Raw genomic sequence first — 20069 nt, forward strand, 5'->3', positions numbered from 1 at the left:
GGGCGCATGTTTGAATCGCTCTTTGACAAGTACCCATTTTTCAGAAAAGTCCCTGCCATCCTCTGCATGGCTATCATTTTCAAGATTTCTTCGATGACATCCTATGAACTCGAAGGATTCCCGCATGTGTGGGATAAGCTTGCGCATACTTGTGAATATGCCACTTTGGCGGGATGCTTTTGCATGTGGTGGGCGCGCGGACAGTGGTCTATAAAGCCGTGGCTCAAGGTGCTGATTATTATGGCTGTTGCGCTTGCTTACGGTTGCACGGACGAATACCACCAGAGCTTTGTGGAAGGTCGTGACTGTAGCGGTTATGACTTGATTGCTGATGCACTCGGCGGTATGATCGGTGGACTTGTCTATTGGCTCATCGTTAAAATCTTGAACAAGTACGATCCGCTGTCAAAGTAGACTGTCTTTTTAGAATTCTCCGAGCAGAATCACTTCTCTGTGAAGCTGAATGCCAAACTTTTCGGCGACGACTTTTTGAACGTATTCGCTGAGTGTTTTGATGTCTGCTGCGGTGGCGTTGCCTGCGTTGACGATAAAGTTCGCGTGCACACGGCTCACTTCGGCGCCGCCTATGCGGTAGCCTTTTAAACCCGCCTGTTCGATGTAATAACCTGGTGCGATTTGTGTTGGCGTTTCGGCGGCACCTGCATCTAGACGCTTGAAGGTGCTACCCGCATTGGGCATGGAAAGCGGTTGCGAATTGCGACGCTTTGTCATGCATTCTTGCATTTCGCTTTCGAGATCCTTGGCTGTCTTGCCAAGTCCTGTTGCGGGCGTAAGCTGAAATGTGGCAGAAAGAATTGTTTCTGAAAGAAAATTGCTTAGCCCCCCTTCGGCAGGCTCAGGGACCTTGGGCTCGCATTTTGCAAGTTCTTGAAAAATGCTATGGCGGTAACCGAATTTGCAGTCTGCTGCGGTTCGCGTGTGCAAATTGCCGGCAGAATTGATGCTTTCGACTTCAACGCAAGTCTGCGAAACGTCTTGACCGTAAGCACCAGCGTTCATATAAATCGCCCCGCCGAGGCTTCCTGGAATGCCGGCGAGCTTGTGGATGCCCGCGAGTCCTTCGTTAATTGTGTAGCGGGCGAGGCGAGCAAGCGGCGTGGCGCCTTTGGCGCAAATCTTTCCATTGCCAAGATTTGAAATTTCCGAGAAAAATTTACCGAGCTGGATGATGACGCCGTTGTATCCGCTATCAGAAACGAGCAAGTTTGTGCCCTTGCCGAGAATGTAGCTCGGGAGTGCGTGCTCGTTTGCAAATGCGATAGCTTCCTTAATATCGCTTACGGATTCTGCCTTGACGAAATATCGTGCGGGACCGCCTACTTTAAAGGACGTGTGCTCGCTCATCGGTACATTTTCTTGAATAATCATGACGAAAATATATATATTCTTGGAGCAATGACAGAAGAGGAACTCAAACAATTTAAGGCTGCGCTCTCGATTACGACGGTTGCTATGGATTTAGGCCTCCCGGTGGTGCGTGGCCGTTGTCGTTGCTTTTTCCCGACACGCCATGCGCATGGCGATAGAACTCCGTCTGTATCATTCTCCGAAGAACGCGGAACATTCCGCTGCTGGGTCTGCGATGACGTTCGCGGCGATGTGATTTCGCTTGTGCAGTTTGTCAAGAATTGCTCGTTCCTGGAAGCTCTGAATTGGCTCAAGGAAACGTATGGATTCCTGTTGCGTGGGGCAAAGCCTCAGGCGCAAAATCGCGTATCAACGACGAATTTCGCCTCTGCATCAACGATGCCGAATCGAGCTCCTGCTTCGAATGTGTCGCCTGAACAAAGTGCCGCACTTGTTGCGAAAACGGCAGTCCGTGATGCCGCTCTTGAATATCGCTCTCCCGAGCCTGCAAAAGAGCTTGTGAGTGAAGATGAACGCAAGAAGATTATCCTCTCGTTCTTGAAAATGTTGAGTCCTGTCGACAAGACGCCCGCGGCTGCATACCTTGCTCGCCGTCGCATTTACAAGCCGATTTGGGACAAAATGCTTTTGCGCACGATTACGGATTATGGTGCGCTGAACAACAAGCTCAAGGAAACTTACGATTTGGAAGTCCTCAAGTACGTGGGGCTTTTCAGTGAAAAAGGGAACTTGAGGTATTACAAGCATCCGCTATTTTTCCCGTATCTCGATACCAAGCGTCGATCGTTTTATTTTCAGGCACGCGCAATCGATAGCACGGTTGTGCCGAAGGAACTGAACTTGCGCGGAACGGTGCCGTTCCCGTACAATGTTTCAGCGCTTGATGAAAGGCCAGGGTGGGTTTACCTTTGCGAAGGCGTGGTTGATACGCTCACGTTCTTGGGCCAACGCATTGCGGCAATTGGAATCCCGGGCGTGCGTTCTTTCAAGACAGAATGGCTTCCGCTCTTTAAAAATAAGAGCGTTGTGCTTTGTTTAGATAAGGACGAGGCGGGGCGTAGTGGCACGGAGTATTTGCAGACTGTCTTTGCTCAGGCGGGAATCCGCACGGTTGTGCTCGGTGATGGCGTGGATCAATTCGGCAAATTGTCGATGAAAGAAGGCGAAGACATCAACGATTGGTTTGGTGGGAAAAAGTAGTCCCTAACACTCTATCGACTTCTTCTTCGGTGGTGATTCCTTGTTGGATGAGGTGGGTGGCGTTTTCTTGCATGGTGCCGTCGGCGTAGGTGTTGTTGGGGAGTAGTAATTCACAGACAACGGTTCTGCCTTTGTATTGTGGTGTGGAATCGCAAGAAGTTGTTTTATCAAGTTTCCTTACGAGGCGTTGGGCAAAAACTCCAAGTAAAGCTTCGTCCAAGATACTCTTTTGAACGCCTAGATCGAGAAGTCTCATCGCCGCTGCTTTTGCGCTGTTTGTGTGCACTGTACTCAATACGAGATGTCCCGTCTGTGCTGCTTGCAATGCAATTTGTGCGGTCTCTGCATCGCGGATTTCTCCGATGAGAATCACGTCTGGATCCTGGCGCAAAATAGAACGCAATGCAACGGCGAACGTGAATCCGCATTTATCGTTGACGGGAACTTGATTCGCTCCGCGGAGTTCGTATTCCACTGGATCTTCAATGGTTGTGACATTGATTTTTCGCTGGATGATCTCTCGGAGGCCTGCATAAAGCGTTGTCGTCTTGCCGCTCCCGGTGGGGCCTGTAACGAGGAACAGCCCTTGCGGAGCGCTGAAAATTTTCCGAATTGCCTGGAGTGTCGTTTCGTTAAAATCAAGGCTGTCGAGCGTTTGTGCGGAGTCGTTAGCGGGGAGTAATCGCAGTACGCATTTCTCGCCGTTGTTGACGGGAATGGTACTGACGCGAACGTTCACTTTTTCGTGAAAATCCTCAAACGCAAAACTCCCGTCGTGCGGCAAACGGCGCTCCGTGATATCGACATTTGCCATGACCTTGAGGCGAATCAGTACAGGCTCGGCGAGCCATTGCGGGAATGTTCTGTATTCTGTTAAAAGCCCGTCGATGCGGAATCGCACGCGGAGTGAATCTGCCAACGGTTCGAGGTGAATGTCGGTCGCTTTTTTCTGTAACGCTTTGACGATAAGGCTATCGACGAGGTTTATAATCGGTTCTGATTCCCAAGAAGAATTTCGCGAAATCTCGAGATGATTGAGATGCTGGAGTAAATCTTCGTCATCGATTGATTCGGCATGGCTGTGCATGAGCCTGATTTCGGCTGGGGAGTGCTGTTCAGGTATAATGCGTTGCTGTGTGACAAAGCGGATTTTTTCGAGAAGGAATTCATCGTTTGCGTTCTGCACGGCGACTTTCATGGGCTCGGCGCATTCCTCTGTGCTTTCAACAACCGCAATCCCGTTTTTCTGACACCATTTTTTGGACAAGTTTTTTGTATTCATCCCCGTAAAATACAAACAAAAATCACGAAAAAACATATCCATGCAAATTTTGCAACCAACTGTTTGCAAAGTAGTTAATGGTCGATGGTCATTAGTTGTTTGTTAAAGTTTGGCGGCGAAGCCGCGATTATAAAAAACAATGGCTAAATACTATTGACTAATAGCCAATGGCTATAAATGCAAAAAAGTCCCCCGGAGTGGGGGACTTTGCGGAGTTGTCTAATGAAACTCGATTAAGCCTTGCTCATTTTTGCCTTGACTTTGCGAGCGCCTTTCTTTGCCTTGCCAAAGAGGGCGTTCGGGAGCCAGAAGAATGTCGGCACAAGGAACATGGTAAGCACTGCGGACACAATCAAACCACCCACAGAAGCAATACCCATCGGCTGCGTCATGGCAGCGACGTTACCACCGAGAGCGAATGCAAGCGGGAGCTGTGCAATCACGGAGGCAAGCGTAGCAAGCATAATCGGCTGGAATTTGGCTTTTGCGGCCGTAAGCACTGCCGAGCGGCGGCCCATGCTTCCACTACGCAACAAGCGGTTTGCTTCGTCGAGCAAAAGAATAGCGTTATTCACCACCACTCCAATCAACATAACGATAGCCATGAGAGCGATCATGGAGAGTGCCTTGCCGGTAAAGATAAGGGCGAGGAGCACGCCGATTGCACCCATCGGGATGGTCGTCATGATAATGAACGGCTGGGCAAAGCTTTCGAGAAGAGCGACGAGCAAAATGTAGGTGAGGATAATAGCCATCACGATTGCCGTCATGAATTCCTTCTGCATGTCGTTCTGCATGTCGGCGTTACCACCGAAGCTGAACGTGATGCCTTCTGGGAGTTCGTCCTTCATGCTGTTTGTAAGTTCCGTGAGTTTGCCCATGATTTCACCGGTCGTGTGGCCAGGGAGCAAGTTCATCGAAACGTCAACACGTCTCATCTTGCGCTTACGGTCAATACGTGTCGGACCAGCACCATCTTCGATGTGGAAGAGTTCGCTAGCACTTACGTAGCCCTTCGGTGTCTTGACAGGCAGGTCTTCGATGTCGGCATGGCTCTGCCTATCCTTTTCCATCAAGCGTACGTAAACGTCGTATTCTTCACCGTCTTCGGTGTACTGGCCTGCTTCGAAACCGTTCACTGCAATGTAGTTGTAGTTTGCGACTGTTTCAAGCGTTACGCCATAGTCGGCCATGGCGGCGCGGTTCGGGATCAAACGGATTTCAGGCTTACCGGCTTCATAGCTCGTCTTGATATCCACGATGCCGTCAATCTTTTGCTGGACTCGGTCAAGGACGATTTGTGATGCCTTGATGACGGAGTCTGCATGGAGACCGCTCACTTCGAGCACCACATCGCCAGCGGAGTTGTTCTGCATTTCAGAGGCGGAGGTGGACTTTACGGAAATGTAGGCGTCTGGAATATTGGCGAGGTACGGACGGATGGAGTCGACGATTTCGTCCGTACTGCGATGTCTGCCCTTCCAGTTGGGATTGTTCTTCTTTTCCCAGTCCTTCAAGAGTCTAACACGCATGGTGGCCTGGTTTACGGTCGTAAAGCCGTTGGAACCACCCACGTTCATACTGTAGTGAACAATTTCAGGAATATCCTTGACGCGGGATTCAATAATACGAGCCACGCTATCGGTTGTCTCGATGTTTGTACCCACAGGCATTTCGAGCTTGATGCTCATCATGCCCTGGTCCTGTCTCGGGGTAAGTTCAACAGTCAAGTTGTTCTTGGCGAGGGTTCCGACAAAATAAAGTGTTGCAGCGAGAGCGAGAACCTGGAAAATCACACCTGGGATAGAGAGGCAGAAACCGAGAGCCTTCAAGTAAACGAAGCGGAATCCGTTCAAAATCTTCGGGAAAATTCCAAGAGCGGATTCGATAATGCCCGGCTTTTCTTCGATGATATTGCCGTTTTCATCTTTCTTCTTGCCCTTGAACAAGTAGGCTGCCATGAGCGGTGTGAGCGTGAATGTCACGAGGAGTGACACGAACGTTGCAAACACCATGGTCATACCGAATGTTCTAAAGAAGATACCGACGATGGACTTCATGAATGCGATCGGCACGAACACGGCAACGTTTGTAAGCGTTGATGCCATGATGGCGATCATGATTTCTGAGGTGCCTTTGTATGCAGCTTCCTTCGGATCAAGACCTTGCAAAAGCTTGTTGTTGATGTTTTCGAGCACCACGATGGAGTTCGTCACCAACAGACCCACGGAACTTGAAAGAGCCATGAGGGACATCATGTTGATGCCAAAGCCTGCAAAGTACATGAGCGTAAATGCGCCAATCACGGAAATCGGCATCGTGAGAGCCGCGATAATCATCGTCGAGAACTTGCCGAGGAACAGGAGCAGGAGGCCTGCGGTAAGCGCAATTGCGATAATGATGTTCTGGATAACGTTATCGATAGATTCGTTCACGGCTTCGGACTTGTCGTAAATGAGCGTGAGCTTGAAGCCTTCCGGGAGAGTCTTGTTGACTTCTGCCATGCGCTTGAGCACGCCTCTGGAAACTTCCACGACGTTTGCATCGGAGCGTTTCTTGATATCGAGAGCGACTGAGTTGATGCCGTTAAAGCGGGAAGTCGATGTAATTGTTTCGATGGTATCTTTCACGACGGCAATTTCAGAGAGCTTGACGACTCCCTTTTCCGTCGGAATTTCCATGTTGCGCATTTCATCGAGGTTCTTGAACTTACCTGCGGTACGCACAGACGTGTTCTTGTGCTTGCCGATAACTTCACCAATCGGGAGGTTAACGTTGGACATGCCGTAAAGGCCCATCATGGTGCCGATATCGACACCGCGGTCCATCATTTTTTCCTTGTCGACTTCGATGGCGATCTGGCGGGTTGTACCACCGAAAATGTCGACGCTAGCAACACCGGAAACAGAAGTGAAGAGCGGTTCGATTTCGTCTTCGACTTTCTGGCGGAGTTCTGTAGAGTTTAGAGGACCGGTGAACGAGATTGCCATGATGGCAGCACCGTTAATATCGACCTTCGAAATAATCGGCGCCTGTACTGCATCCGGAAAGTCCGCAGAGGCGAGGTCCACCTTGGAACGCACGTCATTTGCGGCAACGTCCACGTTCACGCCCATGTTGAACATGGCGACGATAATGCCGTAGTTTTCCAAGCAGATGGACTGCACGTAATCGATACCGTCCACGAGTTCCACCTGTTCTTCAATCGGCTTGATAATTGTGGTTTCGATTTCTTCAGGGTTTGCGCCCTTGTAAATGATGGTGGCCGTAACCACGGGGACTTCGAATTTCGGCATCAAGTCCACCACCATCATGGAATAGGTATAAAGACCGAACACCACCACGGTCAAGATGACCATGAGCATGGTGATTGGTTTGTAAATACTGGCTTTAATCATTGACTATACTCCAGTGTCGATTATTCGACGATCAGCACCTTGTCGCCATCGTTCATGCGGTTCTGGCCTTCGACCATCACGACGTCGCCTTCGCTAAGGCCATCCTTGATTTGGATGTCGGTCTTGGTTTGCACTCCGAGTTGCACGATTTTGCGCTTGGCCTTGCCTTCGCTATCGACTGTCCAGACCGAGTTCACGCCGTTGCTATAGACAATGGCTTCGACAGGGACGGTAACGCCGGTGACTTCGCGGGCGTCAATCTTTGTGGTGAGGTACATGCCTGGGAGGAGCTTACGGTTCTTGTTCTTGAAGGTCACTTCGACCGGGAAGAAGCGGGTTATCGGGTTTGCTGCAAGCGGGATGAGGCTTACTTCGCCCTGAAGCTTTTCGCCGTTGAGTTCGATTGTTGCCTTGGCGCCCTTCTTGAAGAAACCGATTTCGGAACTTGTGACGTTGAGCTTGAGAATCACCTTGTCGAGGTTTGCGATGGTGAACATGGCACCACCGACACCCGGAACTTCGCCAGCCTTAAACTTGACTTCGGTGATTGTTCCCGAAGACGGGGCGAGCACGAGCGTTGCACGACGGGCTGCTTCCAATTGCATCTTGGATATGCTAATCTGGGTTTCGAGCTGGTCAACGGTGCTCTGAGTGACACCGCCCTTTGCCTGCACTTCCTTGGTGCGGGCGAGGGTCTTTTCGTTCAGTTCCATGGCTGCTTTTGCTTGCTGGTAAGCCGTGTTGTCGCCCGTAAAGACGAATTCCGCGAGAACCTGGTCTTTCTTGACCTTGGAACCAACGCGGACGTTGATCTTGGCAATCGGGTCACCGAGCTTGGCGGTTGCGGTCGTCTGCTGGCTACCTTCGATGGTGCCGCTGAAGGCGCGGACGTCTGTGAGCTTGACTGTTGCAGCCTTCACGACGCGGGCTGGCTTGCCATTGACCTTCTGGATTTCTTCGATGGTCGAAACTTTTTTCTCGGACTTGGCGTCTTTCTTAGCGTCGCCGCATCCAGCGAGGAGGAGCGACAGGGCAGAAATAGTAATGATTGATTTTGTAATGGTCTTCATGATTGTCTTCCTCTTAAATCTTAGTATTCACCTGTGGCTTGGAGCAGTGCGTTATAAGCGGTGTTCCAGTTGAGAATTCCCTGCAAGTAGTTGAGTTTTGCCTTGCGGAGGTCCATGTTGGCGGTAAGCAGGTTGAGCTGCGTTTCCATGCCGTTTCTGAAAGCCGCGTCGGTCATGTCGTAGATGCGTTGGGCCAGGTCAATGTTATTTTTCAAAACTTCAAGATTGCGTTCTGCGGAGGCGAGTGTCTGTGCGCAGCTTTCGATTTGCACGCGGAAGCCGCGTTCTGCGGTTTCTTTCTGGATCTGGGTGCTGCGGAGGCTGGATTTAGCTTGGACCACTGCTTCCTTGGTCTGCATGCCATTGAAAAGGTTCATCGACAAGTTCAAAGAAACGTATTTATTGAGCTTGTCCCATTTCGGTGCGTCCCATTCGGTAATCTTGTTTTGGTTGTTTGCGTACTTGAGACCACCAACCAATGCGATTGTCGGCTTGTAGCCACCTTCTTCGATTTCGATGTTCTTTTCTTTCATCGTTTCGGTAGCTTGGAGCATCACCAATTCTCTACGACGCTGTTTGACGCTTGCCATGGAGGTGTCCGGGTACGGGAGGTTGGATTCCGGGCTACGGAGTTCTCCGTTGAATTGAACGTCGTTGTCCCAGTCAAGACCCATGGTGTTGAGGAGTGCGTTCTTGGCAAGGAGGCGCTTGTCTTCGAGTGTCTTTCTGTCTACCTTGAGGGCTTCCATGGCGAGCTGGACTCTAGCGAAATCAAGTTCTGTGGCAAGTCCGCTCTTGACGCCTTGTTCCACAAAGTCAATGTTGTCTTGTGTAATCTTCATGCTTTCGTCAACAATGGCGATGGAGGAATCCAAGTAAATGAGCTGGTCAAAAGCGTTATCGACTTCGTAGCGGACATTCGACTTCGTATTTTCGAGGTTGACCTCTTGCAAGTGCTTATAAGCCTTGGCGATATCGATAGCGGTACCAACCTTGCCTGCGGCGTAGAGCACCTGGGTTAGCGTGAGGCCCACGCTGGACTGCCAGCGGTAACCTTGTGTGCTCATACCATTGATCATCTTGTCTAGAGCAGGAGCGACACGTTCTTTATCGAACTTGTTGGCGCCCAAAGTGGAATCCTTGGCGGCGTCGGCCATGGGGGTGCCAAGCTTGACGTCATCAAGCCCGAAAATACGGGTTACATTGGCGCTAAGGTCAATGGACGGGTAGGCGTTACCATACCCAGCGTCTACTTGGGAATTTGCAGAAACGAGATCTTCTTCGGCGCTCTTGATGTCCGAAGAATTTTCCATGGCGGTCTTGATCGCCTCATCTCGAGTGTAGACTTTTGCCGAGGCCGGTACCATCAGCCCTAAAGCGAGGGCAGAAAGGACTAAAAATTTCCTTGACATTCGTTCTCCTAATATATTAAGCTAGCCAAATGTAAAAAAAAAGCACCCTTTTCATAAGGGGGCTTTTTTCTGTTTTTGATGAAACGCAAATATTGGGGATGAAGTGCATCCGAATTTGCGAATTTTTGCGAAATTTGGCGAAAATTACATCAAACCGGGGATTTTCATGCCGCCAGTGATGTCCGAAATGCTTGCCTGCTGGGCGTCGTCTTTCTTCTTGACGGCTGAGTTCACGGCAGCCATAATGAGGTCTTCGAGAGCTTCTACATCGTCCTTGTCGACGGCATCCGGATTGATCTTCACCATCGTGAGTACGCCCTTTCCGTTCATGGCGACCTTCACCATTCCGCCGCCGGCTTCGGCGTCAAAGCTCTGTGCCTTGAGGTCGTTTTGTGCCTTAAGCATCTTGCTCTGCATTTTCTGAAGGTCCTTAAGCATCTTGCTCATGTCCATGAATATATCCTCGCTTTTTGAGTGTATTAAAGGTTATTGGATCCTTCCACTTGCGTGTCAGGATGACTGTTTTCCATTCGTAATTATAGAATTTTTATTTGGTTGGATCCTATCACTACACTACGTTTCGTTCCAGGATGACGTTTTAATTGTCACCCTGGAGGGAGCTTGCGACCGATAGGGTCCATGATAATCTATGCGTCGCAATCCTCGTCGTCGCATTGTGAAACGATGGCCGCTTTCTTGAGTTTCTTGGTGAAAACGAGTTCCGTTGCAAACATCTGCTGGAGTTTTGAAAGTCCCGGTTCCTTTTCCAGGTCGAGTTCATACGGGCTCATCTTGGCGGCGCGCTGCTCGGCAAGTTCGCTCTCGGTGAAGGCGCGCGTGCGGATGGAAAGCGCAATCTTTGTTTGTAGGCGGTCTTCCAAAATGCGTGTCACGCGTTCGACGTATTCGGGATGCTCCGTCATCTGGCGGTAGCCCCAGTTTTCGGCATTCTCAGTCGTGCCCGCGTAGGTGAGCGCAATCGGGAACGGGTTCTGTTCGGGGTCGCCTGTTTCAAGCGTTGTGCCTGCAATGGCGGCGGAGAACACGTAGTCGCCGTCGTTAGCGATGTTGGAGAGGATGGATGGCCATGCGGCGGCAATCTCGTAACGTGAAAATGCCTGCACGCCACCTTGATCGTAGCCTGCAAATGGGTCATCATAAGACGCCTGGACTTCTTCCTGGGCGTCTATCATGGCGCTGACTTCAGTTACTTTTTTTTTTACCGCGTCGTTTTCGGCGCTTTTAGGATCGTTAATCGCTGCAAGAGCTTTTCGCAAATCGACCAGTCGGTCGAGCCAAGCCATTCGGGCGAACGTCGTTTCGACGAGGAGGCGCGGGTTCGTGCTGTAGCGGAGCGTACCCTGCAAGTCGATAAGCATCTTGCTTATGCGGAGAATGTCGCCGTTCGTAAGACTTTGTGCGCAGCTCTTGTACTTGGTGTAAAGTTCTTCGGTGATGTTGAGTGCATCCGGCGTGAAGGCGTCGAGGCGGGCGTAGAGCAAATTGCGGAGGAACTTGCCAAAGCCGTCGAGCAGCGGGATGAACTCGATACCGATTTTCACAGCGTCATCCACCATGCGGAAGCAACCCTTGATGTCGTGGTTTTCGATGGACTGGATGAGCGAGAAGAAAAGTTCTACAGGTGGGATGCCGAGGACGGAGCGGACGGATTCCGCGGTCATCTCGTTTCCGGTAAAGGCGTATGCCTGGTCAAAGTAGGTGAGACCGTCACGCATGGAACCGTCGGCCTTTTCGGCAAAGATGTCGAGGGCTTCGTCGGTAGCCTTGATGCCTTCCTGTTCGCAAATGTAGCGGAGGCGGCTGCGGATCTGGTCTACGGTCAGGCGCTTGAAGTCAAAACGCTGCACACGGCTCAAAATCGTTTGCGGAACCTTGTTGACTTCGGTCGTTGCAAAGATGAAAATCACGTGGGACGGCGGTTCTTCGAGCGTCTTGAGGAGAGCGTTGAAGGCGCCTGTCGAGAGCATGTGGACTTCGTCGATGATGAAGATCTTGTACTTGCCGATGACGGGCGGGTACTGCACACGTTCAATCACATCGCGGATGTTGTCGACGCTGGTGTTAGAGGCCGCATCTATTTCATAGACGTCCATCGGGTTTCCGCCGGCGATATCCTTGCAGCTGTCGCACTGCCCACACGGGTGCAGCGGGTCATTGCCCTTGCAGTTGAGCGTGCGGGCGAGGATGCGAGCGCTAGTAGTCTTGCCCACACCACGGGTGCCGGTAAAAAGGAATGCATGATGGAGACGACCGCCCTGAATGGCGTTCTCAAGAGTCTTTGCGATATGTTCCTGACCGACCATATCGCTGAATGATTGCGGGCGCCACTTACGCGCCATTGCGATGTATGCCATGACTAAAGTATAGTAAAGTGGTTCGTGGTTGGTGATTCGTGGTTTGGATTTTTCGTATCTTTATAAATGTAATTAGTCAAATAGAGGTACTTATGAATTTTGATATGGCGCTTTTGATTTTGTGCTGGCAGACAGCCTGCCTTTCGCATAACCACGAAAATGAACAGCTTTTGCCGGGTGCTGCCTCGGCTACGGAAGCGGAAAGTGCAGAACTCGACAAGATTCATGACGAAGTGACTCCTAACGCCAGTTGGGACGAATTCAACAACCTTTATGCAAGCTTCAAGTCGGCAAGCGACCGTACTAAGGCTTGCGTCAAGGCGCTTCAGTCGCAGTCCCGTGATTCAAAGGTTCTCGTGATAAACTGCATGGTCCGTATTGCGAATGCTTCGCACGAAGACTACAACAGGACTAATATATCGCCCGAAGAATATGAATTTATTAAGAATGTCCGTGAACAGCTTGGCTTGAATTAAACCCTTTGTCGGGTACAAAATTTTAGATAAAGTAATAAAAAGGAAACGCTCCCATCGGGAGCGTTTCTTGTAATTATTAGTTGTGGCGCAGTCGCTACTAGCGGAGAACGATGTCGCCGTTTGCGACGAGCTTGTCGCGAAGCTTGTTGTGAGCCTTGTTGACTTCTTCGTCCGTGAGCGTGCGGTCCATAGCCTGGTAGGTGAGGCTGTAAACCATGTTCTTCTTGCCGGCTTCAATCTTTTCACCTTCGTAGATGCTCTTGAGAGTAATCTTTGCGAGGTTCTTCGGGTTGAGAGCCTTGATGCGGGCGAGCACATCTTCGTGAGTCATCGACTTTGCAACTTCGATAGAGATGTCGCGGGTCGAAGGCACTTGGCGGCTGAACGGCTGGAACACAATCTTCTTGTGGCTTTCGTGTTCCATCTTGTCCATGTCGGCTTCCATCACGTAAGTCTCGTAGCTGATTTCGTTAGCCTTGAGGCAGTTCGGGTGGAGTTCGCCCATCGTTCCAAGAACCGTGCCGTTGCAGACGATTTCAGCCTGCTTGCCCGGGTGGAGGAAGAGTTCCGGCTTTGCGGCGGCGCGGAATTCCACGACGAGACCGAGACGCTTGAAGAAGCTCTGGACAAAGCCCTTGAAGGCGGCAAAGTCAATCTGCTTCGGCTTGTCGTTGAGCGGATCGGTATCAAAGTTTCCAGCGATGGTAAGGGCGACGAGGTTGGATTCGTCAAAGCCCGGATCGCGTTCGTCCTTGCGAGCGCGCTTGAACTGTCCCTTGGCAACTTCGAACAGACGAACAGAACCCGGACGGTTCTTTTCGTTTTCGGCAACAGCCTTGAGCAAATTCGGGAGGAGGCTTGTCGGCACAGCACCGAGTTCTTCGGAAAGCGGATTCAAGAGGAGAGCCGGCTTGCTGCGACGGTCGTCACTTTCAGGGCCAAAGAGGGCTTCGGTGCGTGCCTTGCTTGTGAAGCGGAGGCTCAAGCATTCGTGGAGACCCATGGCAGAAAGCGTCTTGCGGATCTTGCGGTTCAAAACTTCGATAGCCGGGAGTTCGTTCGGCTGCATCGTGAACTTCGGCAAGCTGTACGGAATGTTGTCAAAGCCGATGAGGCGAGCGATTTCTTCGATGAGGTCGACTTCGCGTTCGAGGTCCGGGCGGAAGCTCGGAATCTTGAACGTGAGAGATTCGGCGTCCTTCTTCACGACTTCGAGAGCGATACCCGTGAGGAACTTTTCAATCTGTTCGGCGGAAACTTCCATGCCGATGACCTTGGCGGCGCGAGCGACGCGGAGCGTGACCTGGTTGTTTTCCTTCTTGTGGTCTTCGCCGGTGTATTCGACGGAACCCTTGAGGATGCGGCCACCAGCGACTTCCTGGATCATGGCGCAAGCGTACTTGCTGTATTCGTCCTGCGTTGCAAAGTCAATTTCGCGTTCGAAGCGGTAGCTGGAGTCCGTAGAAATGCAGAGGCGCTTGGCCTGCTTGCGGATAACGGTCGGGTTGAACCATGCGCTTTCGAGGAACACGTTCTTAGTAGCGTCGACGATTTCGGATTCGACACCGCCCATCACGCCAGCGACGCAAGCCGGACGGTCACCATCGCAAATCACGAGGTCGTTTTCGATGAGTTCGTGTGCGGTGTGGTCGATCGTTTCAATATGCTCGCCCTTGACGGCGCGGCGGACCTTGATCTTGTTGCCGTGGAGCTGGTCCATGTCAAAGCTGTGGAGCGGCTGACCGACGTCCATCAAGATGAAGTTCGTGATATCGACGACGTTGTTGATGCTGTTCATGCCGACAGCGTGCAAAAGCTTAGCAAGCCATGCCGGGGACTTTTCAACCTTCACGTCCTTGATGACGCGACCCACATAGCGGGAGCAACCGCAGCCCGGAACGACTTCGAGGCTGATAGCAGCGCTTGCGTCTTCGGAATCTTCCTTGAAGTTGTAAGCGAGCGGCTTGAGCGGACGGTTAAACTTGGCGGCGAGTTCGCGTGCGACACCGCGGTGGCTGAGCGCATCCGGGCGGTTCGGCGTGACGTTCAGTTCGAAGCAGACATCGTACATGCCGAGGCTTACGAACGGCGTACCAGCCGGGATGGAATCGTCGAGAACCATGATTCCACCGTGGTCGTCAGAAAGACCGATTTCGTCTTCGGCGCAAATCATGCCGAAGCTTTCGACACCGCGAATCTTAGATTTCTTCATCTTGAGCTTGGTGCCATCAGGGAGCGGGAGTTCTGCGCCAATCGGGGCGAGCACAACCGTCTGACCTGCTGCGACGTTCGGGGCTCCGCAAACAACCTGGATGGTGTTCGTGCCGTCGTTCACGGTAGTGATGTGCAAGTGATCGCTATCCGGGTGCGGATCGCAAGTGAGAACCTTTGCAACGAGCAACTTGTCATAGACCTTGCCCGGTTCTTCCATGCCTTCAACTTCGAGACCGATGGAGGTGAGCGCCTTTGCGACATCTTCCGCAGATTCCGGAAGGTCAACGTGACGTCTAAGCCAATTCAAAGAAACTTTCATTTTAATACCCTTTAAATTTTTCGGCGGTAAATATAGAAAAAACGACTCTATTTGCTCGCGCGGTTCACGAAGATTTCGAAGTCTTCGGGGGTGGTGAGCTTGTCGTTTGCAGATTCGCCTTTCACGATATAGACGGGCTCGCCAAAGAATTCGAGGATGCTTGCTTCGTCGGTCGGCGTGAAGTTCAGCGGTTCCTTTTCGATGCGGGCGTAGAGGCTCTTGAGCAAATCGATGCGGGCCGCTTGTGGAGTCTGTGCGAGCCAGACCTTATTGCGGTCGATTGTGCTTTCGACGCGGCCATCGCTTGCAATCTTGATGGTATCGATGGCGGGTTTGGCTACAAGGCAACTGCCTTTGTTGATAAGTGTTTCGCAGACATCGCGGATGATCTTTTCGCTGATGAACGGGCGTGCGACATCGTGGACTAGGACGTATTCAGCGCCGCTAGTGAGCGCGTTCACTCCGTTTTGCACGGATTGCCAGCGTTCTTTCCCACCAACGACAATCCTTAGTTTGTTTAAAATATTCCCATATCCGGTTCCAAATGCGGGACTCAAGCGGCTAAAAATATCTTTTTCAAAGTAGTCTTTCCAATCGGCAGGAACCGCAATAACGACTTCTGCGATTTCATCCATGTTGAGGAAAGTCTCAAGGCTGTATTGGTAAACAGGCTTATTGCCGAGATTCATCAATTGCTTGGGAATTGTCCCGCCCATGCGCTTGCCAAGACCGCCTGCGGGGAGAACGGCAGCAAATTTTCCAAAAAGTAATGAATTAGACATATTTATAAAATAGAAATATTTGTGATGTAAGTCACCGTGTTTAAAAAGTAAGAAGTAAAAAGTTTTTTGAATGATGAGAAAGTTTTTACCTTTGGCATCGAGTGTGTATATGGGAGACAAAATGGACTTTAGTGAATTGAAACCTCGCAACCGAACTCAAATGGCAATCGTTGCTTGCTTGGGCGGATTTGTCGGGGCGCATAACTTCTTGCTTGCTAATAGTGTTTCGGGAAGCATTAAAATTTATTTGACCCTTGTTGCTATTATTGCTCCGCATCATGTAGGCTTGAGCTTGGCTGCTGTAAACCTTGCGTGGGTTTTGTTTGATTTATGGCAAATCTGTTTTGTAAGTACGCTACCTGAAATCCGTTTGGAAGGTAGCCGTAAAAAGGCAGCCCTTTTTGTATTTACCTATATGGCTTTTGCGGCAACGCTTGCTGTTATCTGCCTCAGATAGATCCTTGTAAAACGTAAAACCCCTGCACTTTCTTTCAAGTGCAGGGGAGGGGTCTTTTTGAGGAGATGTTTTATGAATTAGAAAGCGAAGAAAATTCCGATATGAGGGGTGAGATTAATTCCCGAGAATATGTATTTCATCTGGGTGACTTTTGATGTCTTGGAAATCTCTCTAGAATAGCCGCCTATACCAAAAGCGTTCGTGGTAACATCAATGCCCGCAAGAATTCCTGCCGATTCAAAAAATTGATACCCGAGGGTAAAATCACCACCAATTATTGCATCTACGAATACGGTAAAGGGGTTGATTTTCTTATCGTCTACAGTGATTCTACCGTTGAGCATTTTTAAGTTAACTCCACCAATGAGGTAGAATGCTACGATAAAATCGTTTGATATAGGCGCAAAACCTAAGCCAGACTTCATATTGAGATCGATACCGTTAAATCTGATTTTCCCATCAAAATATTTGTCGTTTAGTTTGCCTGTAACAAACCCGGCGCCAAGGTCGAGTAATGTCGAAAAGCCGTTTTCCTGCATTTTATAGCGAGTCCAGTGGAACTGGAAACTTAAAGAATTCCATTCATGCTTTTGGGATTTGATTTCCCATTTCTCAGATTCGATAGGAAGATAGAAGTTGTAGCTTTGGAGAGTTTTGTTTGTACGGAATTTGCTCTTCGAGGCTGGAGAACTTGCGTTCGTCGAATCTTTTGTGGCAACGTCCACTTTTTCTTCCTGTGTCGCCTGTCTTTCGGTAACTTGGACTTTGGAAGAGTCAGCCACGTTTATGATTTCGGCTTTTGGTTCTTCAATAGGTGCCTTAATTTCAACAGAATCCTTAATAATAGGTTCCTTAATAGAATCCTTAACGGATTCCTTAATGCTTGAGACCGTGTCCACTTTGGGTGTAACTATGTAACTGGATGCGTTGTCATCGAAATCTGGGACTATTGGGAGCAACTGGGGATGGATCGTTGCTGAGTCTTTAACAGCGCTATTTTGTGCAAACAACGCCGTACTACACACAATAGCGACCCCCACTATTTTGGAAAGCGTAGTAAACATGTTTCTCCCCTTTGCTGAAAACGAGGTTTATCATTGCTCCGTCTCTAAATATATTTCGATACTTACGAAAAACTTAAGAAAAGTTTATAGCTATATTCCAAGATAGAATGATTGAACCAAAATTATGTAAAACTTGACGGATTTCTATAAATAGATTACTTTTTGTGCAGTAAAACAGATGTTCACTACAAGGCGGTGCGCGTATGGAAAAAAGCCCGAAAAGCGAAAATGTTGAAAACTCCCTCGAATGGGAGCGTTCCCGCCTGGACAAGGAGCAGCTTGAGGCGGTTGAGACAACTGAGGGCTACGTGCGCGTGGTGGCTGGGGCGGGGTCGGGTAAAACTCGGACGCTCACGCACCGCTATCTGTATCTCGTGAAGGAAATGGGCATTTCGCCTGCGAATATTCTCTGCGTGACGTTCACGAACAAGGCTGCTGCCGAAATGAAAAAGCGCATCCGCTCGATTCTGGGCGGTGACGATAGCGGCTACATTTCGACGTTCCACGGCTTTTGCGTGCAGTTCTTGCGCGAAGAAATCCACGTGCTGAATTACCCGAAGGAATTCATGATTCTGGACGAGGACGACCAGAAGTCGCTTTTGCGCAAGGCGTATGCGGATTTGGGGTTCTCGCTCAAGGATTTGAAAATTAGCAGTGTCCTTGATTTTGTGGGTGGCCGCAAGGCGAATGATATTAATTATGTGTCGCTGTTTGCTGAACACTTGGCGGATGAGGAGAATGTATCGGCTGCCGGGAATGCGCCGGCGGTTGAAAACGAGAAGCGCGAGCATCTGGTAGAGCTTGCGGACGAGGCTCCGGACAAGTGGATGGCGGTTTATTACCGCTATCTGTACGAGCAAAAGAAAAATTACGCGCTCGATTTTGACGATTTGATTCTGGTGACGCTATATATTTTGGAGAATTTTCCGGAAAAGCTCGACAAGTGGCGCAAGCGCATGATGTACGTGATGGTCGATGAATACCAAGATATTGACGGACAACAGTACCGCTTGGCGGATTTGCTTTCGAGTTACCACAAGAACCTGTTTGTGGTGGGCGATCCGGACCAGACGATTTATGGCTGGCGCGGTGCCGATATCAATCGAATTTTGGAATTTGACCAGTTCCATAAAGGCACGAAGACGATTCTGTTGCAGAACAATTACCGCTCGACGCCGAGCATTTTGAAGGTGCCGGATGCGGTCATCAAGAACAACAAGTACCGAATCGAGAAAGTCTTGAGACCGGTCCGTGCGGGTGGCAAGACGCCTGTGTTTTACCATGCAAAAAATACTCGCGAAGAAGCGAAATGGATTGTAGAACGCATCCAGAATGCGGTACAGAATTCTGTGAAAAATGGCGCGGGTGGTGTGCATTACAAGGATATTGCGGTTTTGTACCGTATGCATTCGCAGTCGCGCTCTGTCGAAGAGGCTCTGATGTCGGAGTCTATCCCTTACAAGGTCTATAGCGGGGTTGGCTTTTACCAGCGCAAGGAAATCAAGGATATCATTTGCTATTTGCGAATGCTCGTGTATGCCGACGACTTGTCGTTTATCCGGACGGTGAATACGCCCAAGCGCCAGTTCGGGCCGAAGAAAATGGCAATTTTGCAGGCTTTTGCTGATACGCGCAAGGTCGGGCTTTACGAGGCTCTGCTTGAAATTGTGTATGAGGCGGGGCGCTTGAACGATGTGGCGCCTGATGTTACGACGCAGGCGGAACTTTCGTCGGTTGGCAATGACCATCGGAAAATTGATTTTGACTGCAAGGAATTCTTGTCGAGAAGCAACGTCGTTGAATACGTGAAGTTGATTGAAAAGTACCGTTCGCGTTATAAGGATATGCGCGTCTCGGAATTGCTTTCGAAGATGCTTCGCGAGACGAAGTACGAGGAAATGCTTCGCCTAGATGGTGATGAAGACCGCTTGGACAATCTCGCAGAACTCAAGCAGGGAATTCTCGAATTTGAGAATTACTACGAAGAAGATGCTTCGCTGGATGAGTATTTGCAAAACATCGTGCTGTTCACGAATGCCGATGAAGATTCGCAGGAAAAGGACCGTGTGCAGCTCATGACGATCCACAATGCGAAGGGCTTGGAATTTCCGTACGTTTTTGTGTGCGGCTTGAATGAAGGCTTTTTCCCGGTGAAGCGTGTGCAGAACAAGATTCAGCTCGAAGAAGAGCGCAGGCTTGCGTATGTGGCGTTCACGCGTGCTGAAAATGTGCTTTGCCTGAGCGATGCCGAGGATGGCGTGGCGGGCGAGAGCGGGTCACGCTATCCGTCGAGATTCTTGCTCGAGATGGACATGGGCGAGCTTGATGTGGCGCGTGGATTCTCGGACGATTTGCTTTTGGCGGCACGGGCTTTTATTGCAGAAGCGGACCGCAATCGCGATTTGATGGGCGATTTTGATGAAGACGAGAGTCTTGGCGCGGTAAAGAAAGCGCCTACGGCAGAATTTGCGGTAGGCGATCGTGTGGTACACAAGATTTTTGGAATCGGGACCGTCAGCGGTGTCGATAAAAAGAATTTCTGCTACGAAATTACTTTTGACAAGTTCGCGACTCCGCGCTCGATTCAGTTCGATTTCCCGCTATCGAAAGTGTAGAGGATAAATGTCGGCC

Annotated in this window: 15 protein-coding genes; 5 read left to right on the plus strand and 10 right to left on the minus strand. The window is 50.2% G+C overall.

Annotated elements, in window-relative coordinates:
- The first annotated feature begins 6 nt into the window (after window positions 1–6).
- Window positions 7–414 carry a VanZ family protein gene (locus B9Y77_RS00390; RefSeq protein ID WP_085490055.1) on the plus strand — a complete coding sequence of 136 codons (408 nt, stop codon included), beginning with the start codon at window positions 7–9 and terminating at the stop codon, window positions 412–414.
- Window positions 415–423: 9 nt separating this feature from the next.
- On the opposite strand, the gene murB is transcribed toward B9Y77_RS00390, so the two are convergent.
- Window positions 424–1389 (minus strand): UDP-N-acetylmuramate dehydrogenase, encoded by a 966-nt coding sequence (gene murB / locus B9Y77_RS00395; protein ID WP_085490056.1) that lies wholly within the window; start codon window positions 1387–1389, stop codon window positions 424–426.
- Window positions 1390–1416: 27 nt separating this feature from the next.
- Here murB and B9Y77_RS00400 point away from each other — a divergent pair, with 27 nt between their 5' ends.
- Entirely contained in the window at window positions 1417–2589 is a 1173-nt protein-coding gene (locus B9Y77_RS00400; protein WP_085490057.1) for a toprim domain-containing protein, read from the plus strand.
- On the opposite strand, the gene B9Y77_RS00405 is transcribed toward B9Y77_RS00400, so the two are convergent.
- The 6 genes from B9Y77_RS00405 to dnaX form a co-directional block, all read right to left on the minus strand.
- The gene (locus tag B9Y77_RS00405; RefSeq protein WP_085491405.1) at window positions 2561–3871 is read right to left on the minus strand and encodes a GspE/PulE family protein; all 1311 of its coding nucleotides are present in this window, start codon (window positions 3869–3871) and stop codon (window positions 2561–2563) included. The genes B9Y77_RS00400 and B9Y77_RS00405 overlap by 29 nt on opposite strands.
- Before the next feature lie 233 nt (window positions 3872–4104).
- Window positions 4105–7269 carry an efflux RND transporter permease subunit gene (locus B9Y77_RS00410; RefSeq protein WP_085490058.1) on the minus strand — a complete coding sequence of 1055 codons (3165 nt, stop codon included), beginning with the start codon at window positions 7267–7269 and terminating at the stop codon, window positions 4105–4107.
- 20 nt (window positions 7270–7289) lie between these two features.
- Entirely contained in the window at window positions 7290–8339 is a 1050-nt protein-coding gene (locus B9Y77_RS00415; protein ID WP_073424593.1) for an efflux RND transporter periplasmic adaptor subunit, read from the minus strand.
- Window positions 8340–8359: 20 nt separating this feature from the next.
- The gene (locus tag B9Y77_RS00420) at window positions 8360–9751 is read right to left on the minus strand and encodes a TolC family protein (protein WP_073424592.1); all 1392 of its coding nucleotides are present in this window, start codon (window positions 9749–9751) and stop codon (window positions 8360–8362) included.
- Between the two features lie 144 nt (window positions 9752–9895).
- Window positions 9896–10198 carry a YbaB/EbfC family nucleoid-associated protein gene (locus B9Y77_RS00425; protein WP_198953213.1) on the minus strand — a complete coding sequence of 101 codons (303 nt, stop codon included), beginning with the start codon at window positions 10196–10198 and terminating at the stop codon, window positions 9896–9898.
- A 200-nt stretch (window positions 10199–10398) separates the two neighbouring features.
- On the minus strand, window positions 10399–12126 hold the full coding sequence (gene dnaX / locus B9Y77_RS00430; protein ID WP_085490059.1) for a DNA polymerase III subunit gamma/tau: 1728 nt from the start codon (window positions 12124–12126) through the stop codon (window positions 10399–10401).
- Window positions 12127–12218: 92 nt separating this feature from the next.
- On the opposite strand from dnaX, the gene B9Y77_RS00435 reads away from it, so the two are divergent.
- Window positions 12219–12602, plus strand: a complete 384-nt coding sequence (locus B9Y77_RS00435; RefSeq protein WP_073424590.1) for a hypothetical protein — start codon at window positions 12219–12221, stop codon at window positions 12600–12602.
- 97 nt (window positions 12603–12699) lie between these two features.
- On the opposite strand, the gene pheT is transcribed toward B9Y77_RS00435, so the two are convergent.
- Entirely contained in the window at window positions 12700–15135 is a 2436-nt protein-coding gene (pheT, locus tag B9Y77_RS00440) for a phenylalanine--tRNA ligase subunit beta (protein WP_085490060.1), read from the minus strand.
- 47 nt (window positions 15136–15182) lie between these two features.
- Window positions 15183–15917 carry a 2-C-methyl-D-erythritol 4-phosphate cytidylyltransferase gene (ispD, locus tag B9Y77_RS00445; protein WP_085490061.1) on the minus strand — a complete coding sequence of 245 codons (735 nt, stop codon included), beginning with the start codon at window positions 15915–15917 and terminating at the stop codon, window positions 15183–15185.
- 70 nt (window positions 15918–15987) lie between these two features.
- Between ispD and B9Y77_RS00450 the strand changes: the two genes are divergently transcribed.
- Window positions 15988–16374, plus strand: a complete 387-nt coding sequence (locus B9Y77_RS00450) for a hypothetical protein (RefSeq protein WP_254899868.1) — start codon at window positions 15988–15990, stop codon at window positions 16372–16374.
- Window positions 16375–16451: 77 nt separating this feature from the next.
- Here B9Y77_RS00450 and B9Y77_RS00455 read toward each other — a convergent pair whose 3' ends face one another.
- Window positions 16452–17438 (minus strand): hypothetical protein, encoded by a 987-nt coding sequence (locus B9Y77_RS00455; protein ID WP_085490062.1) that lies wholly within the window; start codon window positions 17436–17438, stop codon window positions 16452–16454.
- A gap of 203 nt (window positions 17439–17641) precedes the next feature.
- Between B9Y77_RS00455 and B9Y77_RS00460 the strand changes: the two genes are divergently transcribed.
- Window positions 17642–20053, plus strand: a complete 2412-nt coding sequence (locus tag B9Y77_RS00460) for an ATP-dependent helicase (protein WP_085490063.1) — start codon at window positions 17642–17644, stop codon at window positions 20051–20053.
- Window positions 20054–20069 lie beyond the last annotated feature (16 nt).

It is taken from the genome of Fibrobacter sp. UWB13, assembly GCF_900177805.1.
Lineage (GTDB): Bacteria > Fibrobacterota > Fibrobacteria > Fibrobacterales > Fibrobacteraceae > Fibrobacter.